We start from the raw sequence: 26460 nt of genomic DNA on the forward strand, positions 1-26460 counted from the left end.
GTGGGTGATGACGGGATCGAACCGCCGACCCTCTGCTTGTAAGGCAGATGCTCTCCCAGCTGAGCTAATCACCCTTTGCTTCGTTGAGGCCGCGAAATTTACGCAGATGGCGGACCTAAGTCAATAGCCTGCTTGAAGTTTTTCTGAAAAAGAGTAAATAACGTCAAGCACGGGACCCGCCCTACTCGCTGTAAATCATCTTCTTGCTCATCCCGCCGTCCACCACGAACTCCTGCCCCGTCACAAACCCGGCGCTGCGCGACAGCAGCCACGCCACCATGGCTGCCACGTCCTCAACCGTGCCTACCCGGCCCGCAGGATGCTGCGCATGATCGGCGTCGCTCAACGGCTCGGCACGGCGCGTTGCGGGATCACGGGCGTCGATCCAGCCAGGGCTGACGGCGTTGACCCGCACCTCCGGCCCCAGGCTGATGGCCAGCGCGTGCGTCAGGGCCAACAGGCCGCCCTTGCTCGCCGCGTAGGCCTCGGTATCCGGCTCCGATTGTCGGGCCCGGGTCGAGGCCAGGTTGACGATGGAACCGCCGTGGGCGCGCAGGTAGGGCGCACAGTGCTTGGCCAGCAGCATCGGCCCACTGAGGTTTACCGCCAGCACCCGGTTCCAGTAGGCCAGGTCCAGGCTATCCAATGTGATATTGCGCGGATCGGCCACTGCGGCATTGCACACCAGGGCATCCAGGCGCCCGAACTGGCCAAGCACTTCAGCCACCCCAAGGGCCACCTGCTGCTCATCGGCCACGTCCATGGTGATAAACCAGGCGTTATCGCCCAACACCTTGGACACCTTGGCGCCCCGCTCGCGATCCAGGTCGGCCAATACTACTTGCCAACCTTCGCTGACCAGCCAGGCCGCGATCCCCAGGCCGATGCCCCGGGCCGCGCCTGTTACCAACGCGACCCGGCCATTAGTAGCGCCAGCCGCCTCCAGGGACCACTCGATCACAAGGCCGCCAGCCCGCGAGCCAGGTCGGCCTGCAAGTCAGCCACGTCTTCCAGGCCCACCGCCACGCGGATCAGGCTGTCGCGGATACCCGCCGCTTCACGCTCCTGCGGGGTGAGGCGACCATGGGAGGTGGTGCCTGGATGGGTAATGGTGGTTTTGCTATCACCCAGGTTGGCGGTGATGGAAATCAGGCGCGTGGCATCGATAAAGCGCCATGCGCCGTCTTTGCCGCCCTTGACCTCGAAACTGACCACCGCCCCGAACCCGCGTTGCTGACGCTGGGCCAGTTCGTGTTGCGGGTGGCTCTTCAAGCCGGCGTAGTGGACTTTCTCGATGCCGTCCTGCTGCTCCAGCCACTCGGCCAAGGCCTGGGCGTTGGCGCAATGGGCTTTCATCCGCAGGCTCAGGGTTTCCAGGCCCTTGAGGAAAACCCAGGCATTGAACGGGCTCAGGGTCGGGCCAGCGGTGCGCAAGAAGCCCACCACTTCCTTCATCTGCTCGCCACGGCCGGCCACTACGCCGCCCATGCAACGGCCCTGGCCATCGATGAACTTGGTAGCCGAATGCACCACGATATCTGCGCCCAGCTTCAGCGGCTGCTGCAGGGCTGGCGTGCAGAAGCAGTTATCCACCACCAGCATCGCGCCCTTGGCGTGGGCCACTGCGGCGAGGGCCGTGATGTCCACCAGTTCTGCCAACGGGTTGGACGGCGACTCGACGAACAGCAATTTGGTATTGGCCTTGATCGCCCCATCCCAGCCCGACAGGTCTGCCAGCGGCACGTAGTCGACTTCAATGCCAAAGCGCTTGAAGTACTTCTCGAACAGGCTGATGGTCGAGCCAAACACGCTGCGCGACACCAATACATGGTCGCCAGCACTGCACAGGCTCATCACCACCGCAAGGATGGCCGCCATGCCGGTTGCCGTGGCGACGGCCTGCTCTGCCCCTTCCAGCGCCGCAATGCGCTCTTCAAAGGCGCGCACCGTCGGGTTGGTGTAACGGGAGTAGACATTACCCGGCACTTCGCCAGCAAAGCGCGCCGCCGCGTCCGCCGCAGTGCGGAACACGTAGCTGGAGGTGAAGAACATCGGGTCGCCGTGCTCACCTTCCGGCGTGCGGTGCTGGCCGGCGCGCACAGCCAGGGTATCGAAAGCCACACCATCGAGGTCGCTGTCCAACCGACCGGCATCCCACTCCTGACTCATGCTGCCACTCCTTCACTCAATTCTTTATTTAAGATACAAAACCGGCCCCTCAGGGCCGGTGATTACTCAGTTGTTGTACAGATCGATGATCGCGCTGACCGCCTGGGTCTTAATCTTCGAGGAGTCGTTACGCGCCTGCTCGATCTTGTTCAGGTAAGCCTCGTCGACATCACCGGTCACGTACTTGCCATCGAAGACCGCGCAATCGAACTGCTCGATCTTGATCTTGCCGCCGCCCACCGCTTCGATCAGGTCAGGAAGATCCTGGTAAATCAGCCAATCAGCGCCGATCAGGTCAGCCACATCCTGGGTCGAACGATTGTGTGCGATCAGTTCGTGGGCGCTCGGCATGTCGATACCGTACACATTCGGGTACCGCACGGCAGGTGCGGCAGAACAGAAGTACACGTTCTTCGCCCCGGCCTCACGGGCCATCTGGATGATCTGTTTGCACGTAGTGCCGCGCACAATGGAGTCATCCACCAGCATCACGTTCTTGCCACGGAATTCCAGCTCGATGGCGTTGAGCTTCTGGCGTACCGACTTCTTGCGAGCCGCCTGGCCCGGCATGATGAAGGTGCGGCCGATGTAGCGGTTTTTGACGAAACCTTCGCGGAACTTGACGCCCAGGCGGGTGGCCAGTTCCAGCGCGGCGGTGCGGCTGGTGTCCGGGATCGGGATCACCACGTCGATGTCGTGCTCCGGGCGCTCGCGCAGGATCTTTTCGGCGAGCTTCTCGCCCATGCGCAGACGCGCCTTGTACACCGAGACACCATCGATGATCGAATCCGGGCGCGCCAGGTAGACGTGCTCGAAGATGCAGGGGGTGAGTTTCGGGTTGATCGCGCACTGACGGGTGTGCAGCTTGCCGTCTTCGGTGATGTACACCGCTTCGCCCGGCGCCAGGTCGCGCACCAGGGTGAAGCCCAGCACATCCAGGGACACGCTTTCGGAGGCAATCATGTACTCGACGCCTTCGTCGGTATGACGCTGGCCGAACACGATCGGGCGGATGCCGTGGGGGTCGCGGAAACCGACGATCCCGTAGCCGGTGATCATTGCCACGACCGCATAACCACCGACGCAACGGTTGTGCACGTCAGTCACGGCCGCAAACACATCTTCTTCGGTCGGCTGCAACTTGCCGCGCTGGGCCAGTTCGTGGGCGAACACGTTGAGCAGCACTTCCGAGTCGGAATTGGTGTTGACATGGCGCAGGTCAGATTCGTAGATCTCCTTGGCCAGTTGCTCAACGTTGGTCAGGTTGCCGTTATGCGCCAAGGTAATGCCGTAGGGCGAGTTGACGTAAAACGGTTGAGCTTCGGCCGAAGTCGAGCTACCGGCAGTCGGATAACGCACATGGCCAATGCCCATGTGCCCGACCAGGCGCTGCATGTGACGCTGATGGAACACGTCACGTACCAGGCCATTGTCCTTGCGCAGGAATAACCGGCCGTCGTGGCTGGTCACAATACCGGCAGCGTCCTGGCCGCGGTGCTGGAGGACGGTTAGCGCGTCATACAGCGCCTGATTGACGTTCGACTTACCGACGATACCGACGATGCCACACATGCGACGCAACCCCTACTTAATGAATCTTGACTGAACACTGCTTACTACGGCGCATTGCCCGGCAAGAGGTGTTCCTTGAACGGAATATCAGCGGGTACGCTGATACCGCTGGCCAGCCACTGACTGCTCCACCCCAATATGAGGTTCTTGGACCAATCTGCAACCAATAGAAATTTTGGCACGAGACTCGACTCCTGCCACCACGAATCCTGCTGTACCGGGCCCAGGCTCAACAGCCCGACCGCAACAACCACCAGCAACGCGCCACGCGCGGCGCCGAAGGCCATGCCGAGAAATCGATCGGTCCCGGAGAGGCCGGTGACACGTATCAATTCGCCGATAAGATAATTGACCATTGCCCCCACCAGCAGCGTGGCGATGAACATGATGGCGCAGCCCGCGATGACACGAGCCGAAGGTGTTTCGATATAGCCGGCCAGGTAAACGGCCAGGGATCCGCCGAACATCCAGGCGACGACTCCTGCAACGATCCAGGTCAGCAGCGATAAGGCTTCTTTGACGAAACCGCGGCTTAGACTGATCAATGCGGAGATGGCGATAATGGCTACGATCGCCCAATCAACCCAGGTAAATGGCACAGTGCAGCCTACAGACGGATAAGGCGGCGCATTTTAGCAGAGCGCTGGGCTATCGGTAAGCGGTGTTTGGTGGTCCATTGCAAATCAATGGGTTGTGGCCAGCTGCAGCCACTTCAAGACAGGCAGAAACCAATGTGGGAGCGGGCTTGCCCGCGATAGCGGTGGGTCAGCCAACTATAATATTGACTGATGCACCGTCATCGCGGGCAAGCCCGCTCCCACACAAGCCTGCACAGTGTATTGCCAGAATCAGCCGCGTTCTGGCTGGAAACGCACCACAAAACCCTTCAGGTTCTGCTGGCGCCCCAGCAGGTCACGCAAGCGATCTGCCTCGGCGCGCTCGATCAGCGGCCCGACAAATACCCGGTTCTTGCCATCGGCGGTACGGATATAGGCGTTATAGCCCTGGCTACGCAGGGTTTTCTGCAAGGCTTCGGCACTTTCACGATTGGACAGGCTAGCGAGCTGCACCGACCAACTGATCGGCAGGCCGTTGGGATCGATACGACTCTGCCCCACCTCCGGTTTGCCCGGGGCTGCCGGCTGCGGCGCAACCGGCTTCGGTGCCGGGGCTGGCGTAACGGGCTTGGCCGCCACCACGGGCGCTGGGGTCGGCTTTACCACCGGCACACTCGGCTGGATCGGCGTCGAAGGTGCTTGCTGTTCGGCAATCTCCAGATCAGTCGGCACCGGTTCTTCCTCGGGCAGCGCCTGCGGCTCAGGCACCACCACCGGCTCGACCTGGACCTGCGGCATGACCGGGGCCTGGGGTGCGGCCGGGGCCTCCACCGTAACCTGGCGCTGCTCGTCCTGGCGAGAAAACAGCATCGGCAGGAAAATCACCGCCAATGCCACCAGCACCAGGGCTCCGACCATTCGCTGCTTGTATGCGCTATCCAGTAATGCCATGTGCAGCTTCCTCCGTGGAGCGCCGGGCCAACCACTCAAGCGCCTCGGCAACACAATAAAATGATCCGAACAACAGAATCTCGTCTTCGGCCGTTGCCACCGCGCACTGAGCCTCCAACGCAGCGGTCACGCTTGCATGGGACGTCACCGTCGCGCCAAGGTTCTGCAACACCGCCTGTACCTCATCGGCCGTACGGGTGCGCGGTGTATCCAGCGGGGCAACCGCCCAGGACTGCACACTGCCCAGCAAGGGCGCCACCACACCGTCCAGGTCCTTGTCCGACAGCAGGCCGAACACGGCCAGGCGTCGACCCGCCGGTGCCTGGCTCGCCAAACGGCGCGCCAGGTACTGCGCAGCATGCGGGTTATGCCCAACATCCAGCAACAGGTTCAAGCGCTTGCCCCGCCACGCGAACGAGCGACGATCCAGGCGCCCGACCACCTGGGTACGCTGCAAGGTATCGGCGATCTGTGCGGCATTCCACGGCAGATCCAGCAACAGGTAGGCCTGCAGGGCAAGCGCCGCGTTTTCCATGGGCAGGTTCAGCAGCGGCAGGTCGTGCAACTCGACGACCTGGCCCCGTGCATCGACACCGTGCCACGACCACCGATCGCCTGCCACTTCCAGGCCGAAGTCCCGGCCCCGCAGGAAAAACGGGCAGTCCAGCTCGCGCACCTTGTCCAACAAGGTATGCGGCGGATCCAGGTCGCCACACAGCGCCGGCTTGCCCTGGCGGAAGATCCCGGCCTTTTCATAGGCCACGGATTCACGGGTATCACCCAGGTAATCGGTATGGTCCACGCCAATGCTGGTCACCAACGCGAGGTCGGCATCCACCACATTGACGGTATCCAGGCGGCCACCGAGGCCGACTTCCAGCACCACCGCATCCAGCTGTTCACGCTCGAACAGCCAGAACGCGGCCAGGGTGCCCATCTCGAAATAGGTCAGGGAAGTTTCGCCACGCCCGGCCTCCAGCGCGGCAAAGGCTTCGCACAATTGCTCATCGCTGGCTTCGACACCGTTGAGTTGCACACGCTCGTTGTAGCGCAACAAGTGTGGCGAACTGTAGACGCCTACTTTCAAGCCCTGGGCCTGCAGCAATGCTGCGACAAAGGCACAGGTAGAGCCCTTGCCGTTGGTGCCGGTGACCGTGATCACCCGTGGCGCGGGCCGCCCCAACCCAAGGCGGGCCGCTACCTGTTGCGAGCGCTCCAGACCCATGTCGATGGCTGACGGATGCAACTGCTCAAGGTAGGCGAGCCATTCGCCCAGGGTTCTTTGGGTCATAGGTTTGCAGGGATCGGTGGGACTACGATTGGCTCGACAGGCGCGGCGACGTATTCAGGCGTCGGCAGGCCCATCATCTGCGCCAGCAGGTTACCCAGGCGTGGACGCAACTCGGAACGGGCGATAATCATGTCGATGGCGCCGTGCTCCAGCAGGAACTCACTGCGCTGGAAGCCTTCCGGCAGTTTTTCACGTACGGTCTGCTCGATCACGCGTGGGCCGGCAAAGCCGATCAGCGCCTTGGGCTCGCCGACGATCACGTCGCCCAGCATCGCCAGGCTGGCGGAAACGCCGCCGTAGACCGGGTCGGTCAGCACCGAGATGAACGGGATACCTTCCTCACGCAGACGCGCCAGTACCGCAGAGGTCTTGGCCATTTGCATCAGCGAGATCAGCGCTTCCTGCATCCGCGCACCACCGGAGGCGGCGAAGCAGATCATCGGGCAACGGTTTTCCAGGGCGTAGTTGGCGGCACGTACAAAACGCTCACCGACAATGGCGCCCATGGAGCCGCCCATGAAAGAGAATTCAAACGCCGACACCACTACGGGCATGCCCAGCAGCTTGCCGCTGATGGAGACCAGCGCGTCTTTTTCGCCGGTCTGCTTTTGCGCAGCGCTCAGGCGATCCTTGTACTTCTTGCCGTCGCGGAACTTGAGGCGGTCCACCGGCTCCAGGTCAGCGCCCAGCTCGGCACGGCCATCGGCATCGAGGAAGATGTCGATACGGGCGCGGGCGCCGATACGCATGTGGTGGTTGCACTTGGGGCAAACGTCCAGGGTCTTTTCCAGCTCCGGGCGGTACAACACCGCGTCGCAGGAGGGGCACTTGTGCCACAGACCTTCAGGGACCGAGCTTTTCTTCACCTCGGAACGCATGATCGAGGGGATCAGTTTGTCTACTAACCAGTTGCTCATGCTTTCTTTCTCCAGTACCGGTGGCTTGAACACAGCCCCGCGTATGCCCTTGAGCTAAATTCATTGATGTGGCGATAACCGCTGCAGGACGGGGTCAGACGTTCGACCAGCCATTTCCTGCACCTGCCCTCAGCCTTCCAGACAACCCGCCAGGGCGGGGTTGCCACTTCATTGGCGCCGCCCGAGGGCAACGCCGGCCTGTTTTACACAGGGGTAGTTACTGACGGCGGCAGACTGCCAGCCGTCACATCGCGCCACTGCTGCTGCGCACTGCCTGCATGAATGCGTGAATCCTGCCAGGGTCCTTGATGCCCTTGGCCTGCTCTACCCCGCCACTGACATCGACAGCGTACGGGCGGACCCGGGCAATGGCCTGCGCCACATTGCCGGCGTGCAAGCCACCCGCCAGGATGATCGGCTTGCTCAAGCCCTGGGGAATCAGCGACCAGTCAAAGGCCTCGCCCGTCCCGCCAGGAATGCCCTCGACATAGGCATCGAGCAAAATCCCGCTGGCCCCGGTGTAGGCCGCGCAACGGGCGGCGATATCATCCCCGGCCTTGACCCGCAGGGCCTTGATATACGGGCGATGGTAGCCGGCGCACTCGTCCGGGGTTTCGTCGCCATGGAACTGCAACAGGTCCAGGGGCACGGCATCCAGGGTTTCGTTGAGCTCACAGGCGTTGGCGTTGACGAACAGCCCCACAGTGGTCACGAATGGCGGCAGGCCGGCAATGATCGCCCGCGCCTGCTGCACCGTCACCGCCCGCGGGCTCTTGGCATAAAACACAAAACCAATGGCGTCAGCCCCCGCCTCGACTGCCGCCAGCGCGTCTTCCATGCGGGTAATCCCGCAAATCTTGCTGCGAACGCCTGACATATCGTCAAAACCTCAGGGGCTGTCCAGGAAAGTCCCGGATGGTAACAAATGCTTTTCCGGGCGTCAGCCGCCAAGTTCAGTGAAACCTGTGAGGAAGTGTGGCCCGATGAAACGCTGCGGCAACTCGAACTCGTCGCGGTACTCCACATCCACCAGATACAGGCCGAACGGGTGCGCCGTGACCCCACCGGTACGCCGTACCCGGCTTTCCAGCACTTCCCGGGCCCAGTCCACTGGGCGCTCACCGGTGCCAATGGTCATCAGCACCCCGGCGATATTGCGCACCATATGGTGCAGGAACGCCCCGGCGCGGATATCCAGGACAATCATTTTGCCGTGACGGGTCACCCGCAGGTGATGGACTTCCTTGATCGGCGACTTGGCCTGGCACTGGCCGGCACGGAAGGCACTGAAATCATGGACCCCCACCAGATGCCGGGCCGCCTCGGCCATGCGCTCGGCGTCCAGGGGGCGGTGGTTCCAGGTGATTTCTTCGTTCAAGTGGGCCGGACGGATCTGATCGTTGTAGATCACATAGCGGTAACGCCGGGCAATGGCCTTGAACCGCGCATGGAAGTGCGCCGGCATGACCTTGGCCCAACTGACGCTGACATCGTGGGGCAGATTGATATTGGCGCCCATGACCCAGGCTTTCATCGAACGCTCGGCCTGGGTGTCAAAATGCACCACTTGCCCGCAGGCATGCACGCCCGCGTCGGTGCGCCCGGCGCACATCAAGGAAACCGGCGAGTCGGCGACCTTCGACAGGGCCTTCTCCAGGGTTTCCTGCACAGTCGGCACGCCGGAAGCCTGGCGCTGCCAGCCACGATAGCGCGAGCCTTTGTATTCCACGCCCAGGGCGATTCTGAAAAAGCCGGCGGCCGCCATTTCGGCGGCCGCGTTATCTATATTTGCCAAGAGCTGAGAGCCTGATGAGTTGCGCAAAGGTCGCCATTATATATGGCTTGAAGCTTTTTGCAGGAGCGGGCTTACCCGCGAAAAACCCAAGGACGCCGCGATCATCCAGGATGGGCGCATTATCGTTGACGATTTCGCGAGCACACTCGCGCCTACAGGGGGTACGTGGCGTCAGGCCAGGTTGCTGAGCATTTCCTTGGCTTCACCCCGTTGTTTTTCATCGCCTTCGGCCAGGACTTCGGCCAGGATGTCACGCGCCCCGCCTTCATCGCCCATGTCGATATAGGCCTGGGCCAGGTCGAGCTTGGTGGCGACTTCATCGGAGCCCGAGAGGAAGTCGAACTCCGGCTCATCATCGCCCTTTGTAGCATCTTCAGCGGTGAAACTCGGTTCGATCGACGGGTTTTCCAGGCTCTGGGACAGGCGTTCGAGCTCGGCGTTGACATCGTCAAGCTCCGAGGCGAATGCGTCCGGCTTGTCCGATGGCGCGGGTTCGTCGGCCAGGGACAGATCGAAGTCTTCCGGCAGGTCAAAATCATCCAATGCACTCGGCGTCAGGGTCGGCGGCTCGACCGGCGGCAGGTCCTTCATCTCTTCCTCCAGGCCCGAGAGAAAGTCGTCGTCGGACTGGGAGGCTGGCGCATCCAGCTGCAAATCGAGGTCAAAATCGGACAAATCGTCTTCGCTGGCCTTGGCTTCGGCCTGCTGTTGCAACACCGACTCGAAGCTCAGCTCATCGACCTCGGGGGCAACCACCGCCGGCGACGCGGCTTCCAGGTCGTCCAGGCTCAGGTCGAAGTCGGTATTGAACGCATCCGCCTCAGGCGTGGCCGCAGGGAGCGGCTCTTCCTGGAGCAGATCCTTGACGTACTGCGCATCCAGCGCGGCAGCCGCGACTGCAGCACTGACGCCGGCAGCCAGCACAGCCATGGCCGGGTAGCGGTTTTTCAACAGTTCGACCTGGGCGTGGTTCTCGCCATTGGCGACCAGTTGGCGCTCCTGGGTCACGAAACCGTCCTTGTCGCCTTGTTGGCCGTAGACCTCCAGGAGCTTGAGGCGCAGGTCGCTGCGCTTGGGCTCCAGCTTGATCGCCTCCTCCAGCACCGCGGCCGCCTGGTTCAAGTGGCCACGGTCCAGATGCGACTGGGCCTGCGCCAGGGCGTCGGAGGAGCCGGGCTCGATGATAGGCTTGCTCGGCGGCGCCATGCTGGTCGCCGGTGCCGGCACCGGTGCCACGGCAACCGGCTCTGGAGCTGGAGCTGGAGCTGGAGCTGGAGCTGGAGCCAGCTTGACATTGGCTGCCGGGACTTCAAGGCCTTCAAAACTGTCCGACGGCATGTCCTGGTCAATGTTCGAGGAAAACTCCGGCTCTTCGGCCAGCGCCCGCGCCATGCGCAGGTGTTTTTCTTCTTCCAGGCGCGCATTGCGATGACGCGCCCACAGCAGCAGGAGCAACAGCACCAGCAGGCCGGCGGCCCCACCAATCACCCCGAGGACGATAGGGTTGGTCAGCAGGTCATTGAATTTGCCTTCGGTACTGGCAGCGTCTGCCGGTTGTGGCGGTGTTTCCACGGGGGCAACCACCGGCGCTTCGGCTGCCGGCGTGGGTGTGGTCGGCGTCGCAACCAACTCGGCGGGCATGACCGCAGGCTGCGCCGGGGCGCCGCCCTCGGCCTGCAACTTGGCCAGTTGATTGTTCTTCAGCTCGATCAGCCGCTGCAGCTTGTCCAACTGACTTTGCAGGTCAGCCATGCGGCTTTTCAGCTCTTCATTTTCGCGACGGGTGGAGTCCAGGCTTTCCTGGGTTACCGCCAATTTGTTGCTCAAATCCTTGCTATCAGCTGCGGCGCCTTTGACGCCCGTCTTCGCGGCCTCGGCCGAGACCAGGCTCAGGTTATCCTTCGCCGCCGTTTGCGACGGCGCGGCGCCAGCCTGAGTGCGTTTGGTCGCGTCCAGTTGCTGGCGCCCCGCAGCCTGATTGATGGCGCCACGACGGCCCTGACGCCAGGCCGCATTCTGCACAGTCACTTCGGCTAGCGCCTGGGGTTGCGGCAGGCTGGTGCTTTGTACCGGATCCGGCAGGCGCAATACCTGGCCAGTCTTCATACGGTTGATGTTGCCGTCGACAAAGGCCCCCGGGTTCAGGGCCTGGATCGCCAGCATGGTCTGCTGGATCGACCCGCCGTTGCGGTGCTTGGCGGCAATTTCCCACAGGGTGTCGCGGGAAGTCGTGGTGTGTTCAGCGGCCTTGGTCACGCTGGCAGCAGGCGTGGCAAGGCGCGGCGCCGGGGCGCTGGCCTCCGGGGCCTTTTGCTCGAACTTGGCCGGGTCCAGCAAGACGCTGTAGTCCCGCATCAACCGACCGTTAGGCCATTGCACCTGCAACAGGAAGCGTACGTAAGAGTCGGGCAACGGCTTGCTGGAGGTGACGCGCACCACACTGCGACCGCTGGGGTTGAGCACTGGGGTAAAGGTCAGTTCGTCGAGGAATGCCTGGCGATCAACCCCCGCATCCACAAAGGCCTGGGAAGATGCGAGGCTGGGCACGATATCGGAGGCCGTCAGCCCACCCACGTCGAGCAGCTCGATCTCCACCGACAACGGCTGGTTCAACTTCGACTTGAGGGTCATCTCCCCAAGTTGCAGCGCTTGCGCCATACCGGAGGACAGCGCCGAGACGGCCGCTATTGCTAACACCAGTTTGCGAACTTGAACCATAGCCTCATCCTTTGTTTGAACACTCCTCGGCCCGCGAGAAGGTTGGGTACCGCTTGCCATTCGGCATGGCGAGCCGATGGGTCACCGACGCGCAACTTTTCCTGCATGGGACCAAGCATAGCGCTTGGTTAGAATCAATCTACAAATTGCCGCCAAGTATCTTTTACACAAGGTGTTTTATCAACAATTGTGCCAGTTGTACCGCGTTAAGCGCCGCGCCTTTGCGTACGTTATCTGACGTCAGCCACACGTTTAGTTCCGCCGGGTCATCAATGCCGGCCCGTACGCGCCCCACGTAGACCACGTCCTGACCGACCGCATCCCCAACCGCTGTAGGGTAATCACCCTCTTCCACCAGCTCGATGCCCGGCGCCGCCTCCAACACGCGATTTACTGCGCCCAGGTCCACAGCGCCCGCCAGTTGCAGGGATACGCTCAGGCTATCGCCAAAAAACACCGGAGCTTGAACACAGGTCGCGGAAATTTTCAGTAACGGTAATCCCAGCAGGCTACGCAGTTCGTGGACCAGGCGCTTTTCCAGGGCGGTGTGGCCCTGCGCGTCGGGCGTGCCGACCTGGGCCAACAGGTTGAAGGCCATCTGCCGATCAAAGAACTTGGGCTCCAGGGGCCGTACATTCAGGAGTTCGGCGGTTTGCCGGGCCAGTTCGCTGACGGCTTCACGGCCCTGGGCAGACACGGCCAGGTTGGCAGTGACGCTGACGCGCTGGATGTCCAACAGGCCGCACAACGGTGCAAGGACCACCGCCAGGTGGGTGGCGCACGGGCTTGGGCTGCCCACCTGGAACGGCTTTTTCAAAGCGTCCAGCACCTGGGCATTGGCTTCCGGCACCACCTGGGGCGCCTGTTCGGCCGGCAAGGCGCCGGACAGGTCGATCAATGAGCAACCCGCTGCCGTGGCACGCGGGGCGAAACTCAAGGTGACTGCCGGGCCTGCGGCGAAAAAGGCCAGTTGCACCTTGCTGAAATCGAACTCATCGACTTCCCGCACCCGCACATTCTTGCCGCGAAACGGCACCGACGCGCCCGCTGACTCGCTACTGGCCAGCAGGTGCAGGGTGCCCACCGGGAAGTCCAGTTCTTCGAGGATCTGCACCAGGGTTTCGCCTACCGTACCGGTGGCGCCGATCACGGCGATATCAAGGGTCTGGGTCATGGAGGCTGCCTCGGGCATTGCGGGGGGAGCGGCACTTTACCGGGTGGTGGGGGGTGAGGCAATGATCGTTCCCATGCTCTGCGTGGGAACGCTGCCATGGACGCTCCGCGTCCGTTTTTGAGGCTGTGACGCGGAGCGTCAGGGGAGGCATTCCCACGCGGAGCGTGGGAACGATCATCGGCCTCAGGCGCAATAAAAAACCCGCGCCTGTCACCAGGGCGCGGGTTTCTTCAACAGCACACAGCGATCAACGTTCCAGCAGGATCCGCAACATCCGACGCAGCGGCTCGGCCGCGCCCCACAGCAGTTGGTCACCCACGGTGAAGGCGCCCAGGTACTGGGTCCCCATGTTCAGCTTGCGCAGACGGCCCACCGGTACATTCAGGGTGCCGGTGACCTTGGTCGGGCTCAGCTCCTGCATGCTGATTTCGCGGCTGTTGGGCACCAGCTTGACCCAAGGGTTGTGCTGGCTGATCAGCCCTTCGATATCGGCGATCGGCACGTCTTTGTTGAGCTTGATGGTCAGCGCCTGGCTGTGGCAGCGCATGGCGCCGATGCGCACGCAGATACCGTCCACCGGGATCGGGTTCTTGAAGCGCCCGAGGATCTTGTTGGTCTCGGCCTGGGCTTTCCACTCTTCGCGGCTCTGGCCGTTCGGCAGTTCCTTGTCGATCCATGGGATCAGGCTGCCGGCCAGGGGCACGCCGAAGTTCTCGGTCGGGTAGGCTTCGCTGCGCATGGCCTCGGCCACACGGCGGTCGATATCGAGGATCGCGCTGGCCGGGTCGGCCAGTTGATCGGCCACGGCCGCATGGGTAGCGCCCATCTGCTTGATCAGCTCACGCATGTTCTGCGCGCCGGCCCCGGAGGCCGCCTGGTAGGTCATGGCGCTCATCCACTCCACCAGCCCGGCTTCAAACAGGCCACCCAGGCCCATCAGCATCAGGCTGACGGTGCAGTTGCCGCCCACGTAGTTCTTGGTGCCGGCGTCCAGTTGCTGGTCGATGACCTTGCGGTTGACCGGGTCGAGGATGATCACCGCGTCGTCCTGCATGCGCAGGCTGGACGCCGCGTCGATCCAGTAACCCAGCCAGCCGGCTTCGCGCAGCTTGGGGAAGACTTCACTGGTGTAGTCGCCGCCCTGGCAGGTCAGAATGACGTCGAGGGTCTTGAGCTCTTCAATGTTGTAGGCGTCCTTGAGCGGGGCGATATCCTTGCCCACGGACGGCCCTTGGCCACCGACATTCGAAGTGGTGAAAAACACCGGCTCAATAAGATCGAAATCCTGCTCTTCCAGCATCCGCTGCATGAGCACGGAACCGACCATACCGCGCCAACCGATCAGACCTACACGTTTCATCGCAACTACACCTTGTTAAAAAGTGGGCCGCCTTGCAGCAACAACTGCAAGCGGGCCCGAGAGATTACAGATTCCGCAGCGCGGCGACTACTGCATCGCCCATTTCCTGCGTCCCGACCCTGGTGCAACCCTGCGACCAGATGTCGCCGGTGCGCAGGCCCTGGTCCAGCACCCGGCTCACTGCCTGCTCGATGGCATCCGCCGCTTCGCTCAGGTTGAAGCTGTAGCGCAGCATCATCGACACCGACAAAATGGTCGCCAGCGGGTTGGCAATGCCCTGGCCCGCGATGTCCGGCGCCGAACCGTGGCACGGCTCGTACATGCCCTTGTTGTGGGTGTCCAGGGACGCCGACGGCAGCATGCCGATGGAACCGGTGAGCATCGAGGCCTGGTCGGACAGGATGTCGCCGAACAGGTTGTCGGTGACGATCACGTCAAACTGCTTGGGCGCACGCACCAGTTGCATGGCGGCATTGTCGACATACATGTGGCTGAGCTCGACGTCCGGGTAGTCCTTGGCCACTTCTTCGACGATTTCGCGCCACAGCTGGCTGGAGGCCAGGACGTTGGCCTTGTCCACCGAGCAGACCTTCTTACCGCGCACCCGGGCCATGTCGAAACCGACACGGGCGATACGGCGGATTTCGCTCTCGCTGTACGGCAGGGTGTCGTAGGCCTGGCGCTCGCCATTCTCCAACTGGCGCACGCCCCGTGGCGAGCCAAAATAGATACCGCCGGTCAGTTCACGCACGATCAGAATATCCAGGCCCGCTACCACTTCCGACTTGAGGCTCGACGCGTCGGCCAGTTGCGGGTAGAGGATCGCCGGGCGCAGGTTGCCGAACAGGCCCAGTTGCGCGCGGATTTTCAGCAGGCCGCGCTCCGGGCGGATGTCGCGTTCGATCTTGTCCCATTTCGGCCCGCCCACGGCGCCCAGCAGCACGGCATCGGCAGCACGGGCACGGTCCAGGGTTTCGTCAGCCAGGGGCACGCCGTGCTTGTCGATGGCCGCGCCGCCGATCACGTCGTGGCTCAACTCAAAGCCCAGGCCGTACTTGCTGTTGGCCAATTCCAGGACCTTGACCGCTTCGGCCATGATTTCCGGGCCAATACCGTCGCCAGGGAGAATCAGAATCTGCTTGCTCATGCGTTCCTCATTTCATCAAGCGACCCGCCCGTGGGCAGGTCGGGAAAAATCAATCAGCGTTCAGCGAACACCACCAGCACATCGGTGCTGAAGGTGCCGTCGGCTTGAATTTCATAGTAGTCGCGCACTTCCTGGCCCATCGCCTGCTGCAACGCCAGGATTGCTGCGCGCAACACTGGCGGGGTGCGCATGCGCTCGACCCACGAGGTGTACTCCAGGCGCAGGCGCTGGCGACTGCTGTTGCGTACATGCAGGCCGGCTTCGCTGAGCTGGCGCATCCATTCGCCGGCGCAGTAATCGCGCACATGGCTGGTGTCGCGCAGCACTTCGACGGTTTGCAGGTAAGTGTCCAACAGCGGGCTGCCCGGTGACAAGACATCGACAAACGCCGCCACGCCGCCCGGCTTGAGCACCCGGCGCACTTCGCGCAGGGCCAGGCCCAGGTCGCTCCAGTGGTGGGCCGAGTAACGGCTGAACACGAAGTCGAACTCACCATCGGCGAACGGCAGGCGCTCGGCGGCGCCGTGCAGGGTACGAATATTGCCCATGCCACGCTCTGCGGCAGCGGCGGCGACCACGTCGAGCATCTGCTGCGACAGGTCGTAGGCCACCACTTCCTTGACCAGCGGCGCTACGTGGAAGCTCACATGCCCGGCGCCACAGCCCAGGTCCAGCAGGCGCGCGTCACCCTGCCCGGCCAGTTCGGCCTGCAGCAATGCGAACTCGCTGCCCTGGGCATGCACGGCACTGCTCAGGTAGGCCGAGGCCTGCTCGCCGAATTGTTTTTGCACGACTTGGGTGTGGGCGGTGCGGGTCATGGTGGTTTTCCTTGGGTTTTGTGGTGTTAGTACTGGCGCTATCGCCGGCAAGCCAGCTCCCACACTTGACCGTGTTCACAGATCAACCTGTGGGAGCGGGCTTGCCCGCGATGGGGCCCGCACGGCCTACCGCAAATCAGGCATCACGAAACAACCAAGGCTGGCTCGCCCGGTGCCTGGCTTCAAACGCGGCAATCGCCTCGCCGTCCTGCAAGGTCAGGCCGATATCGTCCAGGCCGTTGATCAGGCAGTGTTTACGGAAGGCGTCCACTTCAAAGTGGTACACCTTGCCATCCGGGCGGGTCACGGTCTGTGCCGCGAGGTCGACGGTCAACTGGTAGCCGACATTGGCTTCCACTTGCTGAAACAACTCATCGACTTCTTCATCGGTCAGGATGATCGGCAACAAGCCGTTCTTGAAGCTGTTGTTGAAGAAGATATCGGCGTAGCTCGGCGCGATGATGCTGCGAAAGCCATATTCTTCCAGGGCCCACGGCGCGTGTTCACGGCTGGAGCCGCAACCGAAGTTTTCCCGGGCCAGTAACACACTGGCACCCTGGTAACGCTCGGCGTTAAGCACAAACTCCTTGTTCAACGGGCGCTTGGAGTTGTCCTGGTAGGCGTAGCCCACGTCCAGGTAGCGCCACTCATCGAACAGGTTGGGGCCAAAACCGGTGCGCTTGATCGACTTCAGGAACTGCTTGGGGATGATCTGGTCGGTGTCCACGTTGGCACGGTCCAACGGCGCGACAAGGCCTGTGTGTTGGGTAAAAGCTCTCATCGGGTATTCCTCAGATCAATTCGCGAACGTCGATGAAACGACCGTTGACGGCAGCGGCCGCGGCCATGGCCGGGCTGACCAGGTGGGTACGCCCGCCAGCGCCCTGACGCCCTTCAAAGTTACGGTTGGAGGTGGACGCGCAATGCTCGCCCGACTCCAAACGGTCCGGGTTCATTGCCAGGCACATCGAGCAGCCCGGCTCGCGCCATTCAAAACCGGCTTCGAGGAAGATCTTGTCCAGGCCTTCGGCTTCGGCCTGGGCCTTCACCAGGCCCGAACCTGGCACCACAATGGCTTGTTTGATGGTCGAGGCCACCTTGCGGCCCTTGGCGATCACCGCCGCGGCGCGCAGGTCTTCGATCCGCGAGTTGGTGCAGGAGCCGATAAACACGCGATCCAACTGGATGTCGGTGATCGCCTGGTTGGCTTTCAAGCCCATGTACTTCAAGGCGCGCTCGATGGAGCCGCGCTTGACCAGGTCGGCTTCCTTGGCCGGGTCCGGCACGTTCTGATCAACGGCCAGGACCATTTCCGGCGAGGTGCCCCAGCTGACTTGTGGCTTGATCTGGGCCGCGTCGAGCTCGACCACGGTGTCGAACACCGCATCGGCATCGGACACCAGGTCTTTCCAGGCCTCGACGGCGGCCTCCCACTCGGCGCCCGCCGGGGCGAAAGGACGGCCTTTGACGTATTCGACGGTTTTTTCATCCGCCGCCACCATGCCCACCCGGGCACCGGCTTCGATGGACATGTTGCAGATGGTCATGCGGCCTTCGATGGACAGGTCGCGAATGGCGCTGCCGGCAAACTCGATGGCATGGCCGTTACCGCCAGCGGTGCCGATCTTGCCGATCACGGCCAGCACGATGTCCTTGGCCGTCACGCCAAACGGCAACTGGCCTTCGACGCGCACCAGCATGTTCTTCATTTTCTTGGCCACCAGGCACTGGGTGGCGAACACATGTTCCACCTCGGAGGTGCCAATACCGTGGGCCAGGGCGCCGAATGCGCCGTGGGTCGAGGTATGGGAGTCGCCGCAGACCACGGTCATGCCCGGCAAGGTTGCGCCCTGCTCCGGGCCAATCACGTGGACGATGCCCTGGCGCACGTCATTCATCTTGAATTCGGTGATGCCGTACTCGTCGCAATAGTCGTCGAGGGTCTGGACCTGCAAACGCGAGACCTGGTCGGCAATGGCTTCGATGCCGCCCTTGCGCTCCGGGGTGGTCGGCACGTTGTGGTCCGGGGTGGCGATGATCGAGTCGACGCGCCAAGGCTTGCGCCCGGCCAGTCGCAGGCCCTCGAACGCTTGGGGCGAGGTCACTTCATGGATGATGTGACGGTCGATGTAGATCAGCGACGACCCATCATCGCGCCGTTTCACTTCATGGGAATCCCAGAGCTTGTCGTAAAGCGTTTTGCCGGCCATCAGTCGGTCCTCATCAGCGTCTTTCTATGCCCCGGGCCTTTCAATAACCCTTTGGCTTGTGAGGCTGATGCTATGGCGTTACATTAAATAACTCAAATTCATATTTTTTATGCTTTGGATAACCTACTGGAATACCACCATGGACCTGGCCAACCTCAATGCCTTTATTGCCATCGCCGAAACCGGCAGCTTCTCCGGGGCCGGGGAACGCCTGCACCTGACGCAGCCGGCAATCAGCAAGCGTATCGCCGGCCTGGAGCAGCAGCTCAAGGTGCGTTTGTTCGACCGGCTGGGTCGTGAAGTCGGCCTGACAGAGGCCGGACGCGCCCTGCTGCCCCGCGCCTATCAGATCCTCAATGTGCTGGACGATACCCGGCGCGCCCTGACCAACCTGACCGGCGAGGTCAGCGGACGCCTGACCCTGGCGACCAGCCATCACATCGGCCTGCACCGCCTGCCCCCGGTATTGCGCACCTTTACCCGGGAATACCCGAATGTGGCCCTGGATATTCAGTTCCTGGATTCGGAAGTGGCCTACGAAGAAATCCTCCACGGCCGTGCCGAAGTGGCCGTCATCACCCTGGCGCCGGAGCCCCACAGCCTGGTGCGCGCCACCCCGGTGTGGGACGACCCCCTGGATTTCGTAGTGGCCCCCGAGCATAGCCTGGCCAATAACGGCACTATCAGCCTGGCCGATATCGCCCGGCATCCGGCGGTGTTCCCCGGCGGCAACACCTTTACCCACCATATCGTGCACCGGCTGTTCGAGGCCCAGGGCCTGACGCCGAACATCGCCATGAGCACCAATTACCTGGAAACCATCAAGATGATGGTCTCTATCGGCCTGGCCTGGAGTGTGCTGCCGCGCACCATGCTCGATGATCAAGTGGCCAGTATCGCTTTACCGGGCATACAACTCAGTCGCCAGCTAGGCTATATCGTGCACACCGAAAGGACGCTGTCGAACGCTGCACGGGCTTTTATGAGTCTATTGGATGCACAGGCCGATCCGGCAGGGATGCCAGCATAAGGCCGTGCAGCCCGTAGACCCTGCTCCCGTGCCGAATGCCCATCGAGCCAAGGCCCCTTGATAATGCCCAACCCCGTCGATCCCGTGCCGCCGCTGCCCCGCATCCACGCCCTGGACCCCCAGCAGGCGGAGCAAAGCTGGGACAATGCCCCGCACCTGCTGGCGGCGCTCAATGGCGCACGGCTGGGCGCCTGGAGCTGGGATATCGACAGCGGGCGGATCAATTGGTCGCGCGGCACCCAGGCGCTGTTCGGTTTCGATCCCCGCCAGCCCTTGCCCAAGGACCTGGACTACCTCGACCTGTTGGCCGCCGAGGACCGCGACCGTGTAATACGGGCCTTTCATGCGGTGCTGGCCGGCGAGCCCTTTGAACAAGCCATGCATCACCGCATCCAGTGGCCGGACGGCAGCCTGCACTGGCTGGAAATCAACGGCAGCCTGCTACCGGACGCCTCCGGGCGCCGGCGCATGATCGGGGTGATCCGTGAAACCACCCGGCAGCGCGAGCGCGAATATGCCCTGGGCCACTCGGAAAAACGCTTCGCCACCCTGTTCCACCTGTGCCCGAACATGGTCCTGCTGACCCGCCAGGAAGATGGCCTGATCAGCGAGGCCAACCAGTATTTTGAAAGCCTGTTCGGCTGGCCGGTGGCCGATGCCATTGGCCGTACCACCCTCGACCTGGGGCTGTGGGTCCACCCGGAGCAACGGGCCCTGCTGGTCAAGGCGACCCAGCGCAAGGGCGAACCCATCACCATGGAGGTGCAGTTTCGCGCCAGCCATGGGCAAATCCATGACGGCACCCTCAGCGCACAAAAGGTCGAGCTCGACGGCCAGGCCTACCTGATCAGCACCTTCCTCGACACCACCGAGCGCAAGAACGCCGAGCAGGCCTTAAAGGACAGCCAGGAACGCCTGGACCTGGCCCTGGACTCGGCCCAACTGGGCACCTGGGACTGGCATATCCCCAGCGGCATGCTCTATGGCTCGGCGCGGGCGGCGCAGTTGCACGGCCTGGAGCCACAGCCGTTCCATGAGTCGTTCGATGCATTTTTTGAAGGCATGCCCGATGAAGAGCGCGCCAGCATGCGCGATGCCTATCGCACCTTGCGCGAAGGCCCGGCCGGCAATTACCAACTGACGTACCGCGTGCAACTGGAAGATGGCAGCTCGCGCTACCTGGAAAGCCGTGCCCGCCTCTACCGCGACGCACAGGGCGCGCCGCTGCGCATGGCGGGCACCCTGCTGGACATCACCGACCAGGTGGAACGCGAACAGCGCTTGAGCGCCTCTGAAGAGAAGTTCGCCAGCCTGTTCCTCGTCAGTCCCGACCCGATCTGCGTCACCCGCCTGGCCAGCGGCGAGTTCATCGAAATCAACCCCAGCTTCACCCAGACCTTTGGCTGGGCCGCCGCCGAAGTCATCAACCACACCGCCGAGCAGATCGGCCTGTGGGATGAACCCACCCAACGCCTGCACCGCATCGAGCAGGTGATCCGCGAGCAGGCGCTGAACAACGTGGCGATCATCGTCCGCCACAAGGATGGCCAGCGCCTGACGTGCATGATTGCCAGCCGCTTGATCAAGGTCGACAACCAGTCCTGCGTGGTCACCACCCTGCGCGATATCACCCAGCAACAACGTTCCGAGGCGGCGCTCAAGGCCAGCGAGGAGAAGTTCGCCAAGGCCTTTCATTCCAGCCCTGACGCGGTGTCCATTACCGAGCGCAACACCGGGCGCTATGTCGAGGTCAATGATGGCTTTTGTCGCCTGACCGGCTACCGCGCCGAGGAGGCCATTGGCCTGACGCTGTACCAGATCGGCATCTGGGCCGATGAAAACCAGCGCGCCGCACTGCTGGCCGAATTACAGATCAAGGGGCGCATCCATCACCTGGACATGCTCTGGCATAACAAGCGCGGCGAGTTGCTGGCGGTAGAAGTGTCGGTGGAGCCGATTACCCTCAATGAAACGCCGTGCCTGCTGCTGACGGCGCGGGACGTCAGCCTGCTGAAAAGCGCGCAGGCGCAGATCCGTCACCTGGCCTATCACGATCCGCTGACCAACCTGCCCAATCGCGCCCTGCTGATGGACCGCCTGAGCCAGCAGATCGCCCTGCTCAAGCGCCACAACCTACGGGGCGCGCTGCTGTTCCTCGACCTGGACCACTTCAAGCACATCAACGATTCACTCGGGCACCCGGTGGGCGACACCGTGCTGAAAATCGTCACGGCACGCCTGGAAGCCAGTGTGCGCCTGGAAGACACCGTGGCGCGCCTGGGCGGCGATGAGTTCGTGGTGCTGCTCAGCGGGTTGGAGGGCTCGCGGATGGAGGTCAGCAAACAGGTGCAACAGCTGTCTGACACGTTGCGTGAACTGCTGTCCGAACCGATGTTCCTCGATGGCCATCGCTTGCAGGTCACCCCCAGCATCGGCGTGGCATTGATTCCCGACCATGGCTCGACCCCGGCGGATTTGCTCAAGCGCGCGGATATCGCCCTGTATCGGGCCAAGGATTCGGGGCGCAATACCACCCAGATGTTTCATAACAGCATGCAACGCACCGCCAGCGAGCGCCTGCGCATGGAGACAGACCTGCGCCAGGCCTTGTCACGGGGCGAGTTCAGCATGCATTACCAACCCCAGGTCGATGCCCGGGGCAATCGCATTGTCGGCGCCGAGGCCCTGGTGCGCTGGCAGCATCCGCAACTGGGCGCGCAATCCCCCGCCGAATTCATCAAAGTCCTGGAAGACAGTGGGCTGATCCTGGAGGTAGGCACCTGGATCCTCGACGAAGCCTGCGGCGCGTTTGCCCGCTTGATTGCCGAAGGCCTGGTGGAGCCCGAGGGCTTCAGCCTATGCGTGAATATCAGCCCCCGGCAGTTTCGCCAGAATGACTTTGTTGAACGGGTGGAGCGCAGCCTCAAGCAGCATCACTTGCCGTTCAGCCTGCTGAAACTGGAAATCACCGAAGGCATCGTGATCCAGAACCTGGATGACACCATCGGCAAAATGCGCCGCCTGAAAAAACTCGGGGTCAGCTTTGCCATGGACGATTTCGGCACCGGTTATTCGTCATTGACCTACCTCAAGCGCCTGCCGGTGGATGCCTTGAAGATCGATCAATCCTTTGTAAGGGACGCCACCCACGACCCGAACGACGCCGAGATCATCCGCGCCATTGTGGCCATGGCGCGCAGCCTCAACCTGGAAGTGATTGCCGAAGGCGTGGAAACCCCCGAGCAACTGGCCTTCCTGCAAGGATTGGGCTGCCATTTATATCAAGGCTATCTGCACAGCCGCCCCCTGCCCATGGAAGCGTTCATGCAGCTATTAAGGCAAGGCGCCGGGACCTGAGAGCTCCCCCCTCGGCCCCGGCGCCGCGCATTACACTAATTTCAATGCCCGGATGAAATAGCCTTTCCAGTCCGACTGCACCAGGCTGCGCTTTTGCCCATACATGTCCACCATCCCATCAATGACCGCCACTGAGTGGCGGGCATCGGCCAGGGTTCCAATGGCGCCCTCTGCCAGTTCTTGAACGCTGCTTTCACAGACATAAGCGGACAACCCTAACCTGTGCAGCGCTTCTCCTGGGTACTCACCGTCGTTAAGCGTTTGCATGGCGACCTCAAACCCTTGCCTGCCACGGAAATCGTTGTCTTCCAACTCTGCCCGCTTGGCGCTCACACAGTATAGAAAGTTGGCATCGTCAAGCAGCGCCTGATTGTTGCCCTTCAAGCTGGAGGCCTCACGAGCCTTTCTCAGTTCCTCGTGTGTCACTCTCAACTTAAAAGAATCCCTCATGATGATTTCATAACCATCCGTGGTGGCCGAGATTTTTTTATAGATGCCTTGTGGGTTCTGCCCAAATCGCATCATCGCCGCCTTGATCGCAGACACGGTGACACAGTTGCCTTCCACGCTCTGATAAAAACCACTCCAGATATCGGTGGGTTTAGTACCTACTGGGACACTGAATAAATTCAGATCATTGCGATCAATGGCTACAGGTGGTTCGTCAGGGATTTTTTTGTTATCGAACAACATATAACCATAGCGGTTATCAACACTGCGTTTTTCAGCATAACTGTATTGGGCGTTATTCATTACAAGCGCCCCGCCAAAGTTATGGGTTCCCACCACCCCTGTTGCACCGCTAGCGGCCATTTCACTGGCAGGCATATATTGGGCCAGAGCACTCACCCCCATTCCCCGCAAACAGTTGAGTAGCGTTTCTCCTTCCAGGGTCTTCGTCAGGGCCTTCTCGAAACTGCCATGCTTGCCTGCAAGCTGTTTACGTTTGGCAAAAGCCGCGAGCACAAAGTTGGCATCCTTTATGACCGAACTATCATTACCCGCAAACCGCGACGCCTGGGCGACAGTCTTTAATTCTTCTTGAGACACATGCACCTTAAACTCATCTTTCATCGTAACGTCATACCCGTCGCCGGAGGCCCTCACCTCATCAAATAGGTCGAGCGGGCTTTGCCCAAATGTCATCATCATCATTTGGATAACTGCCGCATGAGTACTGTTGTCAAAGTTTTCGCCGAAATGGCGCCTGGTGGCCGTAAGCGCACCCAGAATATCGCTGGGTTTCTCATCCCGCTTCGTTGAAAACACAGGTGGGGGCAACGTTTTATCAACATTATTTTCTGTACTCGGTGCCACCCAGGACAGCGAAGTGCCTTGGTGGGCGAGCAACTGCCTGACAGAACGAAGCCCTTCGGAAAATCTTTGCTCAATCGCCTCCCACCCATCGATGCTGACTCCCTCTCCATTGCGTTTCTCAGGGGCGGCAGGGGCACTCATTCCACTGGCAGGCTCATGATTCAAACTATAATTCCCAAGAAACAACCGACCACCCATATCGATACTCATGACAACCCCCATAGTTAAACTATTAAATTCATGACCACACAGATGCCGCCAAATAACGACAAAACCCATAAAGTAGAAATCGACAAACACAACAAACAAACCTGCGCAGGAAAAATAATCACACAATATTAATTATTATTAATACAAGACCTACCCATAACCTCAATCACCGATTAACGCCACAGCGTTCCCACGCGTGGGTGCCTTTCCTTTGCGCCCCCACAACTCTTCCTTGCCATCAATCACCGCCACCGAATGCAAGGCCCGATTAACCATACCAACTTGCCCACGGGCCAAAGTACTGACAGGAACTTGCTTCATATACTTCTTCAACCCCAACCGCAGGAATCCTTCTCCCGGCGCCCACGGGTTCTCATCCTCACCGTCGTTGAGGCTGCGGATGGCCGCACTAAAACTTCTAGCCGCTCTGCCATCGTTGTTTTCAAGATGGGCGCGCTTGCAACTGACCGCGAACAGGAATTGGGCGTCCTTGAGCATCCCCCTGTCTCGGCCATAAAACTTTGCCCCCTCCGCTGCTTGCTTCAACTCCTTGTTTGTCAGGACCAGACGAAAACCATCGCGCATCGTGACCTGATAGCCACTCTCGGTTTTACTGACATTTTTATAAATATCGGTCGGGCTCTGCCCAAACTTATACATGGCCGCCTTGATCGCCGAAACAGTCACGCAATTACCATCAGGCCCTTGGCGAAAACCTCCCCAGATGTCGTCAGGCTTTGCACCATCACGCTTAGACGATAGATCGGGAAGGTGCGCTGGGGTCGATTCAGGCTTTGGCACAACCGGTATCGGACTCACCTCAGGCTTGACAGGCTCGGGAACACTATCAACCTTGACTTTTTTTCCCTTACTGTCTGACAAAAGGGCCAATACCTGATCTAAAAAAAGCCTGAGCATTGAAATAACACTGTTTAAATCCACATCCTGATCCGCCATATAACCGCTCTCTTCAATGCGACTATTATTGACAGCGTAATTATTTGAAACCCAACTTACACCTGCACCAGATACCCATGGGCGTTTAGTCGCAACATCAAACGCACTCCCCCCCCCACTTAAACACGCAGACGTGCTGCTTGAAGGACTACTGATATTTAAAATAGACATACAGTCTTCTCCCACAAAGCGCTCCTCCGGCCGGCAGTTGACCGGAGAAGCAACTCTTTTGGTTTAAGATTTTTAGTTATCGTTTATTGACTCGACTGGCGCACTACGACCGGCGATAAAGAGCCTCAACCCCGCTCATTTCATCAGGGCCACAGCCGGGGCCCGGGGCAGTCAAATCAGACTCTGGCGTGGGCTTGTTCGGCAGCACCTCGGGGGCATCCGGCTTCACCCCCGCATGAGTCCTGGGTACGGCCGGCTCATGCACCAAACCGGGCTTTACCTGAGGGGGAGTACCGGGTACGAGAGCGGGCTTTGGCTCCAAACCGGGCTTCACCTGGCCCTCCGGGCCGGGCACCACTGCAGGCTTTATCTCCACGCCCGGCTTCACCTGGCCCTCCAGGGGGGGGACCACTGCGGGCCTTATCTCCACGCCGGGCTTCACCTGACCATCCGGGCCGGGCACCACTGTGGGCTTTATCTCCACGCCAGGCTTCACCTGGCCCTCCAGGGGAGGGACCACTGTGGGCCTTATCTCCACGCCAGGCTTCACCTGGCCATCTGGGCCGGGCACCACTGTGGGCTTTATCTCCACGCCAGGCTTCACCTGGCCCTCCAGGGGGGGGACCACTGCAGGCCTTATCTCCACGCCGGGCTTCACCTGACCATCCGGGCCGGGCACCACTGTGGGCTTTATCTCCACGCCAGGCCTCACCTGACCATCCGGGCCGGGCACCAACGT

At 61.4% G+C, this 26460-nt stretch carries 20 protein-coding genes, 1 tRNA gene and 1 pseudogene; 2 read left to right on the forward strand and 20 right to left on the reverse strand.

The window, feature by feature from the left end; translation table 11 throughout:
* Position 1: 1 nt before the first annotated feature.
* The 17 genes from AC07W7_RS25440 to leuC all read right to left on the reverse strand — a co-directional run bounded on the left by AC07W7_RS25440 (position 2) and on the right by leuC (position 18679).
* Positions 2-74, reverse strand: a tRNA-Val gene (locus AC07W7_RS25440).
* Positions 75-181: 107 nt separating this feature from the next.
* Positions 182-946 (reverse strand): SDR family oxidoreductase, encoded by a 765-nt coding sequence (locus AC07W7_RS25445; RefSeq protein WP_090413093.1) that lies wholly within the window; start codon positions 944-946, stop codon positions 182-184.
* A gap of 11 nt (positions 947-957) precedes the next feature.
* Entirely contained in the window at positions 958-2169 is a 1212-nt protein-coding gene (locus tag AC07W7_RS25450) for an O-succinylhomoserine sulfhydrylase (protein WP_495040342.1), read from the reverse strand.
* A gap of 66 nt (positions 2170-2235) precedes the next feature.
* Positions 2236-3741: an amidophosphoribosyltransferase gene (gene purF / locus AC07W7_RS25455; protein ID WP_057438614.1), complete on the reverse strand. Its 1506-nt coding sequence runs from the start codon at positions 3739-3741 to the stop codon at positions 2236-2238.
* Positions 3742-3785: 44 nt separating this feature from the next.
* Positions 3786-4340 (reverse strand): CvpA family protein, encoded by a 555-nt coding sequence (locus AC07W7_RS25460; protein ID WP_495040343.1) that lies wholly within the window; start codon positions 4338-4340, stop codon positions 3786-3788.
* Positions 4341-4589: 249 nt separating this feature from the next.
* On the reverse strand, positions 4590-5249 hold the full coding sequence (locus AC07W7_RS25465; protein ID WP_495040344.1) for an SPOR domain-containing protein: 660 nt from the start codon (positions 5247-5249) through the stop codon (positions 4590-4592).
* Entirely contained in the window at positions 5233-6540 is a 1308-nt protein-coding gene (gene folC / locus AC07W7_RS25470; protein ID WP_495040345.1) for a bifunctional tetrahydrofolate synthase/dihydrofolate synthase, read from the reverse strand. The genes AC07W7_RS25465 and folC overlap by 17 nt, the downstream gene beginning before the upstream one ends.
* Positions 6537-7457 (reverse strand): acetyl-CoA carboxylase, carboxyltransferase subunit beta, encoded by a 921-nt coding sequence (gene accD / locus AC07W7_RS25475; protein WP_076965022.1) that lies wholly within the window; start codon positions 7455-7457, stop codon positions 6537-6539. Before accD ends, folC begins: the two co-directional genes overlap by 4 nt.
* A 244-nt stretch (positions 7458-7701) precedes the next feature.
* Positions 7702-8334 (reverse strand): phosphoribosylanthranilate isomerase, encoded by a 633-nt coding sequence (locus AC07W7_RS25480; protein WP_495040346.1) that lies wholly within the window; start codon positions 8332-8334, stop codon positions 7702-7704.
* 63 nt (positions 8335-8397) lie between these two features.
* Positions 8398-9222 carry a tRNA pseudouridine(38-40) synthase TruA gene (gene truA / locus AC07W7_RS25485; protein ID WP_099169603.1) on the reverse strand — a complete coding sequence of 275 codons (825 nt, stop codon included), beginning with the start codon at positions 9220-9222 and terminating at the stop codon, positions 8398-8400.
* 201 nt (positions 9223-9423) lie between these two features.
* Positions 9424-11970, reverse strand: coding sequence for a FimV/HubP family polar landmark protein (locus AC07W7_RS25490; RefSeq protein ID WP_495040347.1), 2547 nt, complete (start codon positions 11968-11970; stop codon positions 9424-9426).
* A 163-nt stretch (positions 11971-12133) separates the two neighbouring features.
* Entirely contained in the window at positions 12134-13144 is a 1011-nt protein-coding gene (locus AC07W7_RS25495; RefSeq protein ID WP_076965011.1) for an aspartate-semialdehyde dehydrogenase, read from the reverse strand.
* A gap of 247 nt (positions 13145-13391) precedes the next feature.
* Entirely contained in the window at positions 13392-14504 is a 1113-nt protein-coding gene (asd, locus tag AC07W7_RS25500) for an aspartate-semialdehyde dehydrogenase (RefSeq protein ID WP_076965010.1), read from the reverse strand.
* A gap of 64 nt (positions 14505-14568) precedes the next feature.
* Positions 14569-15651: a 3-isopropylmalate dehydrogenase gene (leuB, locus tag AC07W7_RS25505; RefSeq protein ID WP_495040348.1), complete on the reverse strand. Its 1083-nt coding sequence runs from the start codon at positions 15649-15651 to the stop codon at positions 14569-14571.
* Between the two features lie 53 nt (positions 15652-15704).
* Positions 15705-16469 (reverse strand): class I SAM-dependent methyltransferase, encoded by a 765-nt coding sequence (locus AC07W7_RS25510; RefSeq protein ID WP_495040349.1) that lies wholly within the window; start codon positions 16467-16469, stop codon positions 15705-15707.
* A 136-nt stretch (positions 16470-16605) separates the two neighbouring features.
* Positions 16606-17250 (reverse strand): 3-isopropylmalate dehydratase small subunit, encoded by a 645-nt coding sequence (gene leuD / locus AC07W7_RS25515; protein ID WP_076965007.1) that lies wholly within the window; start codon positions 17248-17250, stop codon positions 16606-16608.
* Between the two features lie 10 nt (positions 17251-17260).
* Positions 17261-18679 carry a 3-isopropylmalate dehydratase large subunit gene (gene leuC, locus AC07W7_RS25520; RefSeq protein WP_169864254.1) on the reverse strand — a complete coding sequence of 473 codons (1419 nt, stop codon included), beginning with the start codon at positions 18677-18679 and terminating at the stop codon, positions 17261-17263.
* Between the two features lie 139 nt (positions 18680-18818).
* Here leuC and AC07W7_RS25525 point away from each other — a divergent pair, with 139 nt between their 5' ends.
* Positions 18819-19709, forward strand: coding sequence for a LysR family transcriptional regulator (locus AC07W7_RS25525; protein WP_495040350.1), 891 nt, complete (start codon positions 18819-18821; stop codon positions 19707-19709).
* A 63-nt stretch (positions 19710-19772) separates the two neighbouring features.
* On the forward strand, positions 19773-23066 hold the full coding sequence (locus tag AC07W7_RS25530; protein WP_076965004.1) for an EAL domain-containing protein: 3294 nt from the start codon (positions 19773-19775) through the stop codon (positions 23064-23066).
* A 30-nt stretch (positions 23067-23096) separates the two neighbouring features.
* On the opposite strand, the gene AC07W7_RS25535 is transcribed toward AC07W7_RS25530, so the two are convergent.
* The 3 genes and pseudogenes from AC07W7_RS25535 to AC07W7_RS25545 form a co-directional block, all read right to left on the reverse strand.
* On the reverse strand, positions 23097-24593 hold the full coding sequence (locus AC07W7_RS25535; RefSeq protein ID WP_495040351.1) for a hypothetical protein: 1497 nt from the start codon (positions 24591-24593) through the stop codon (positions 23097-23099).
* A gap of 162 nt (positions 24594-24755) precedes the next feature.
* Entirely contained in the window at positions 24756-25721 is a 966-nt protein-coding gene (locus AC07W7_RS25540) for a hypothetical protein (protein ID WP_306474141.1), read from the reverse strand.
* 103 nt (positions 25722-25824) lie between these two features.
* Positions 25825-26460, reverse strand: a pseudogene (locus AC07W7_RS25545) (hypothetical protein); the annotation flags it as partial.

The sequence above is a fragment of the Pseudomonas sp. GW821-FHT01D09 genome (assembly GCF_059422465.1).

Excerpts from the sequence above, each read along its gene's own strand:
- folC (WP_495040345.1), bottom strand. The coding sequence starts at position 6,540 with ATGACCCAAAGAACCCTGGGCGAATGGCTCGCCTACCTTGAGCAGTTG.
- AC07W7_RS25535 (WP_495040351.1), bottom strand. The coding sequence starts at position 24,593 with ATGAGTATCGATATGGGTGGTCGGTTGTTTCTTGGGAATTATAGTTTG.
- purF (WP_057438614.1), bottom strand. The coding sequence starts at position 3,741 with ATGTGTGGCATCGTCGGTATCGTCGGTAAGTCGAACGTCAATCAGGCG.
- AC07W7_RS25510 (WP_495040349.1), bottom strand. The coding sequence starts at position 16,469 with ATGACCCGCACCGCCCACACCCAAGTCGTGCAAAAACAATTCGGCGAG.
- accD (WP_076965022.1), bottom strand. The coding sequence starts at position 7,457 with ATGAGCAACTGGTTAGTAGACAAACTGATCCCCTCGATCATGCGTTCC.
- AC07W7_RS25450 (WP_495040342.1), bottom strand. The coding sequence starts at position 2,169 with ATGAGTCAGGAGTGGGATGCCGGTCGGTTGGACAGCGACCTCGATGGT.
- leuB (WP_495040348.1), bottom strand. The coding sequence starts at position 15,651 with ATGAGCAAGCAGATTCTGATTCTCCCTGGCGACGGTATTGGCCCGGAA.
- AC07W7_RS25530 (WP_076965004.1), top strand. The coding sequence starts at position 19,773 with ATGCCCAACCCCGTCGATCCCGTGCCGCCGCTGCCCCGCATCCACGCC.
- AC07W7_RS25540 (WP_306474141.1), bottom strand. The coding sequence starts at position 25,721 with ATGTCTATTTTAAATATCAGTAGTCCTTCAAGCAGCACGTCTGCGTGT.
- asd (WP_076965010.1), bottom strand. The coding sequence starts at position 14,504 with ATGAAACGTGTAGGTCTGATCGGTTGGCGCGGTATGGTCGGTTCCGTG.
- AC07W7_RS25525 (WP_495040350.1), top strand. The coding sequence starts at position 18,819 with ATGGACCTGGCCAACCTCAATGCCTTTATTGCCATCGCCGAAACCGGC.
- leuD (WP_076965007.1), bottom strand. The coding sequence starts at position 17,250 with ATGAGAGCTTTTACCCAACACACAGGCCTTGTCGCGCCGTTGGACCGT.
- AC07W7_RS25495 (WP_076965011.1), bottom strand. The coding sequence starts at position 13,144 with ATGACCCAGACCCTTGATATCGCCGTGATCGGCGCCACCGGTACGGTA.
- leuC (WP_169864254.1), bottom strand. The coding sequence starts at position 18,679 with ATGGCCGGCAAAACGCTTTACGACAAGCTCTGGGATTCCCATGAAGTG.
- AC07W7_RS25480 (WP_495040346.1), bottom strand. The coding sequence starts at position 8,334 with ATGTCAGGCGTTCGCAGCAAGATTTGCGGGATTACCCGCATGGAAGAC.
- AC07W7_RS25465 (WP_495040344.1), bottom strand. The coding sequence starts at position 5,249 with ATGGCATTACTGGATAGCGCATACAAGCAGCGAATGGTCGGAGCCCTG.
- AC07W7_RS25490 (WP_495040347.1), bottom strand. The coding sequence starts at position 11,970 with ATGGTTCAAGTTCGCAAACTGGTGTTAGCAATAGCGGCCGTCTCGGCG.
- truA (WP_099169603.1), bottom strand. The coding sequence starts at position 9,222 with ATGGCGGCCGCCGGCTTTTTCAGAATCGCCCTGGGCGTGGAATACAAA.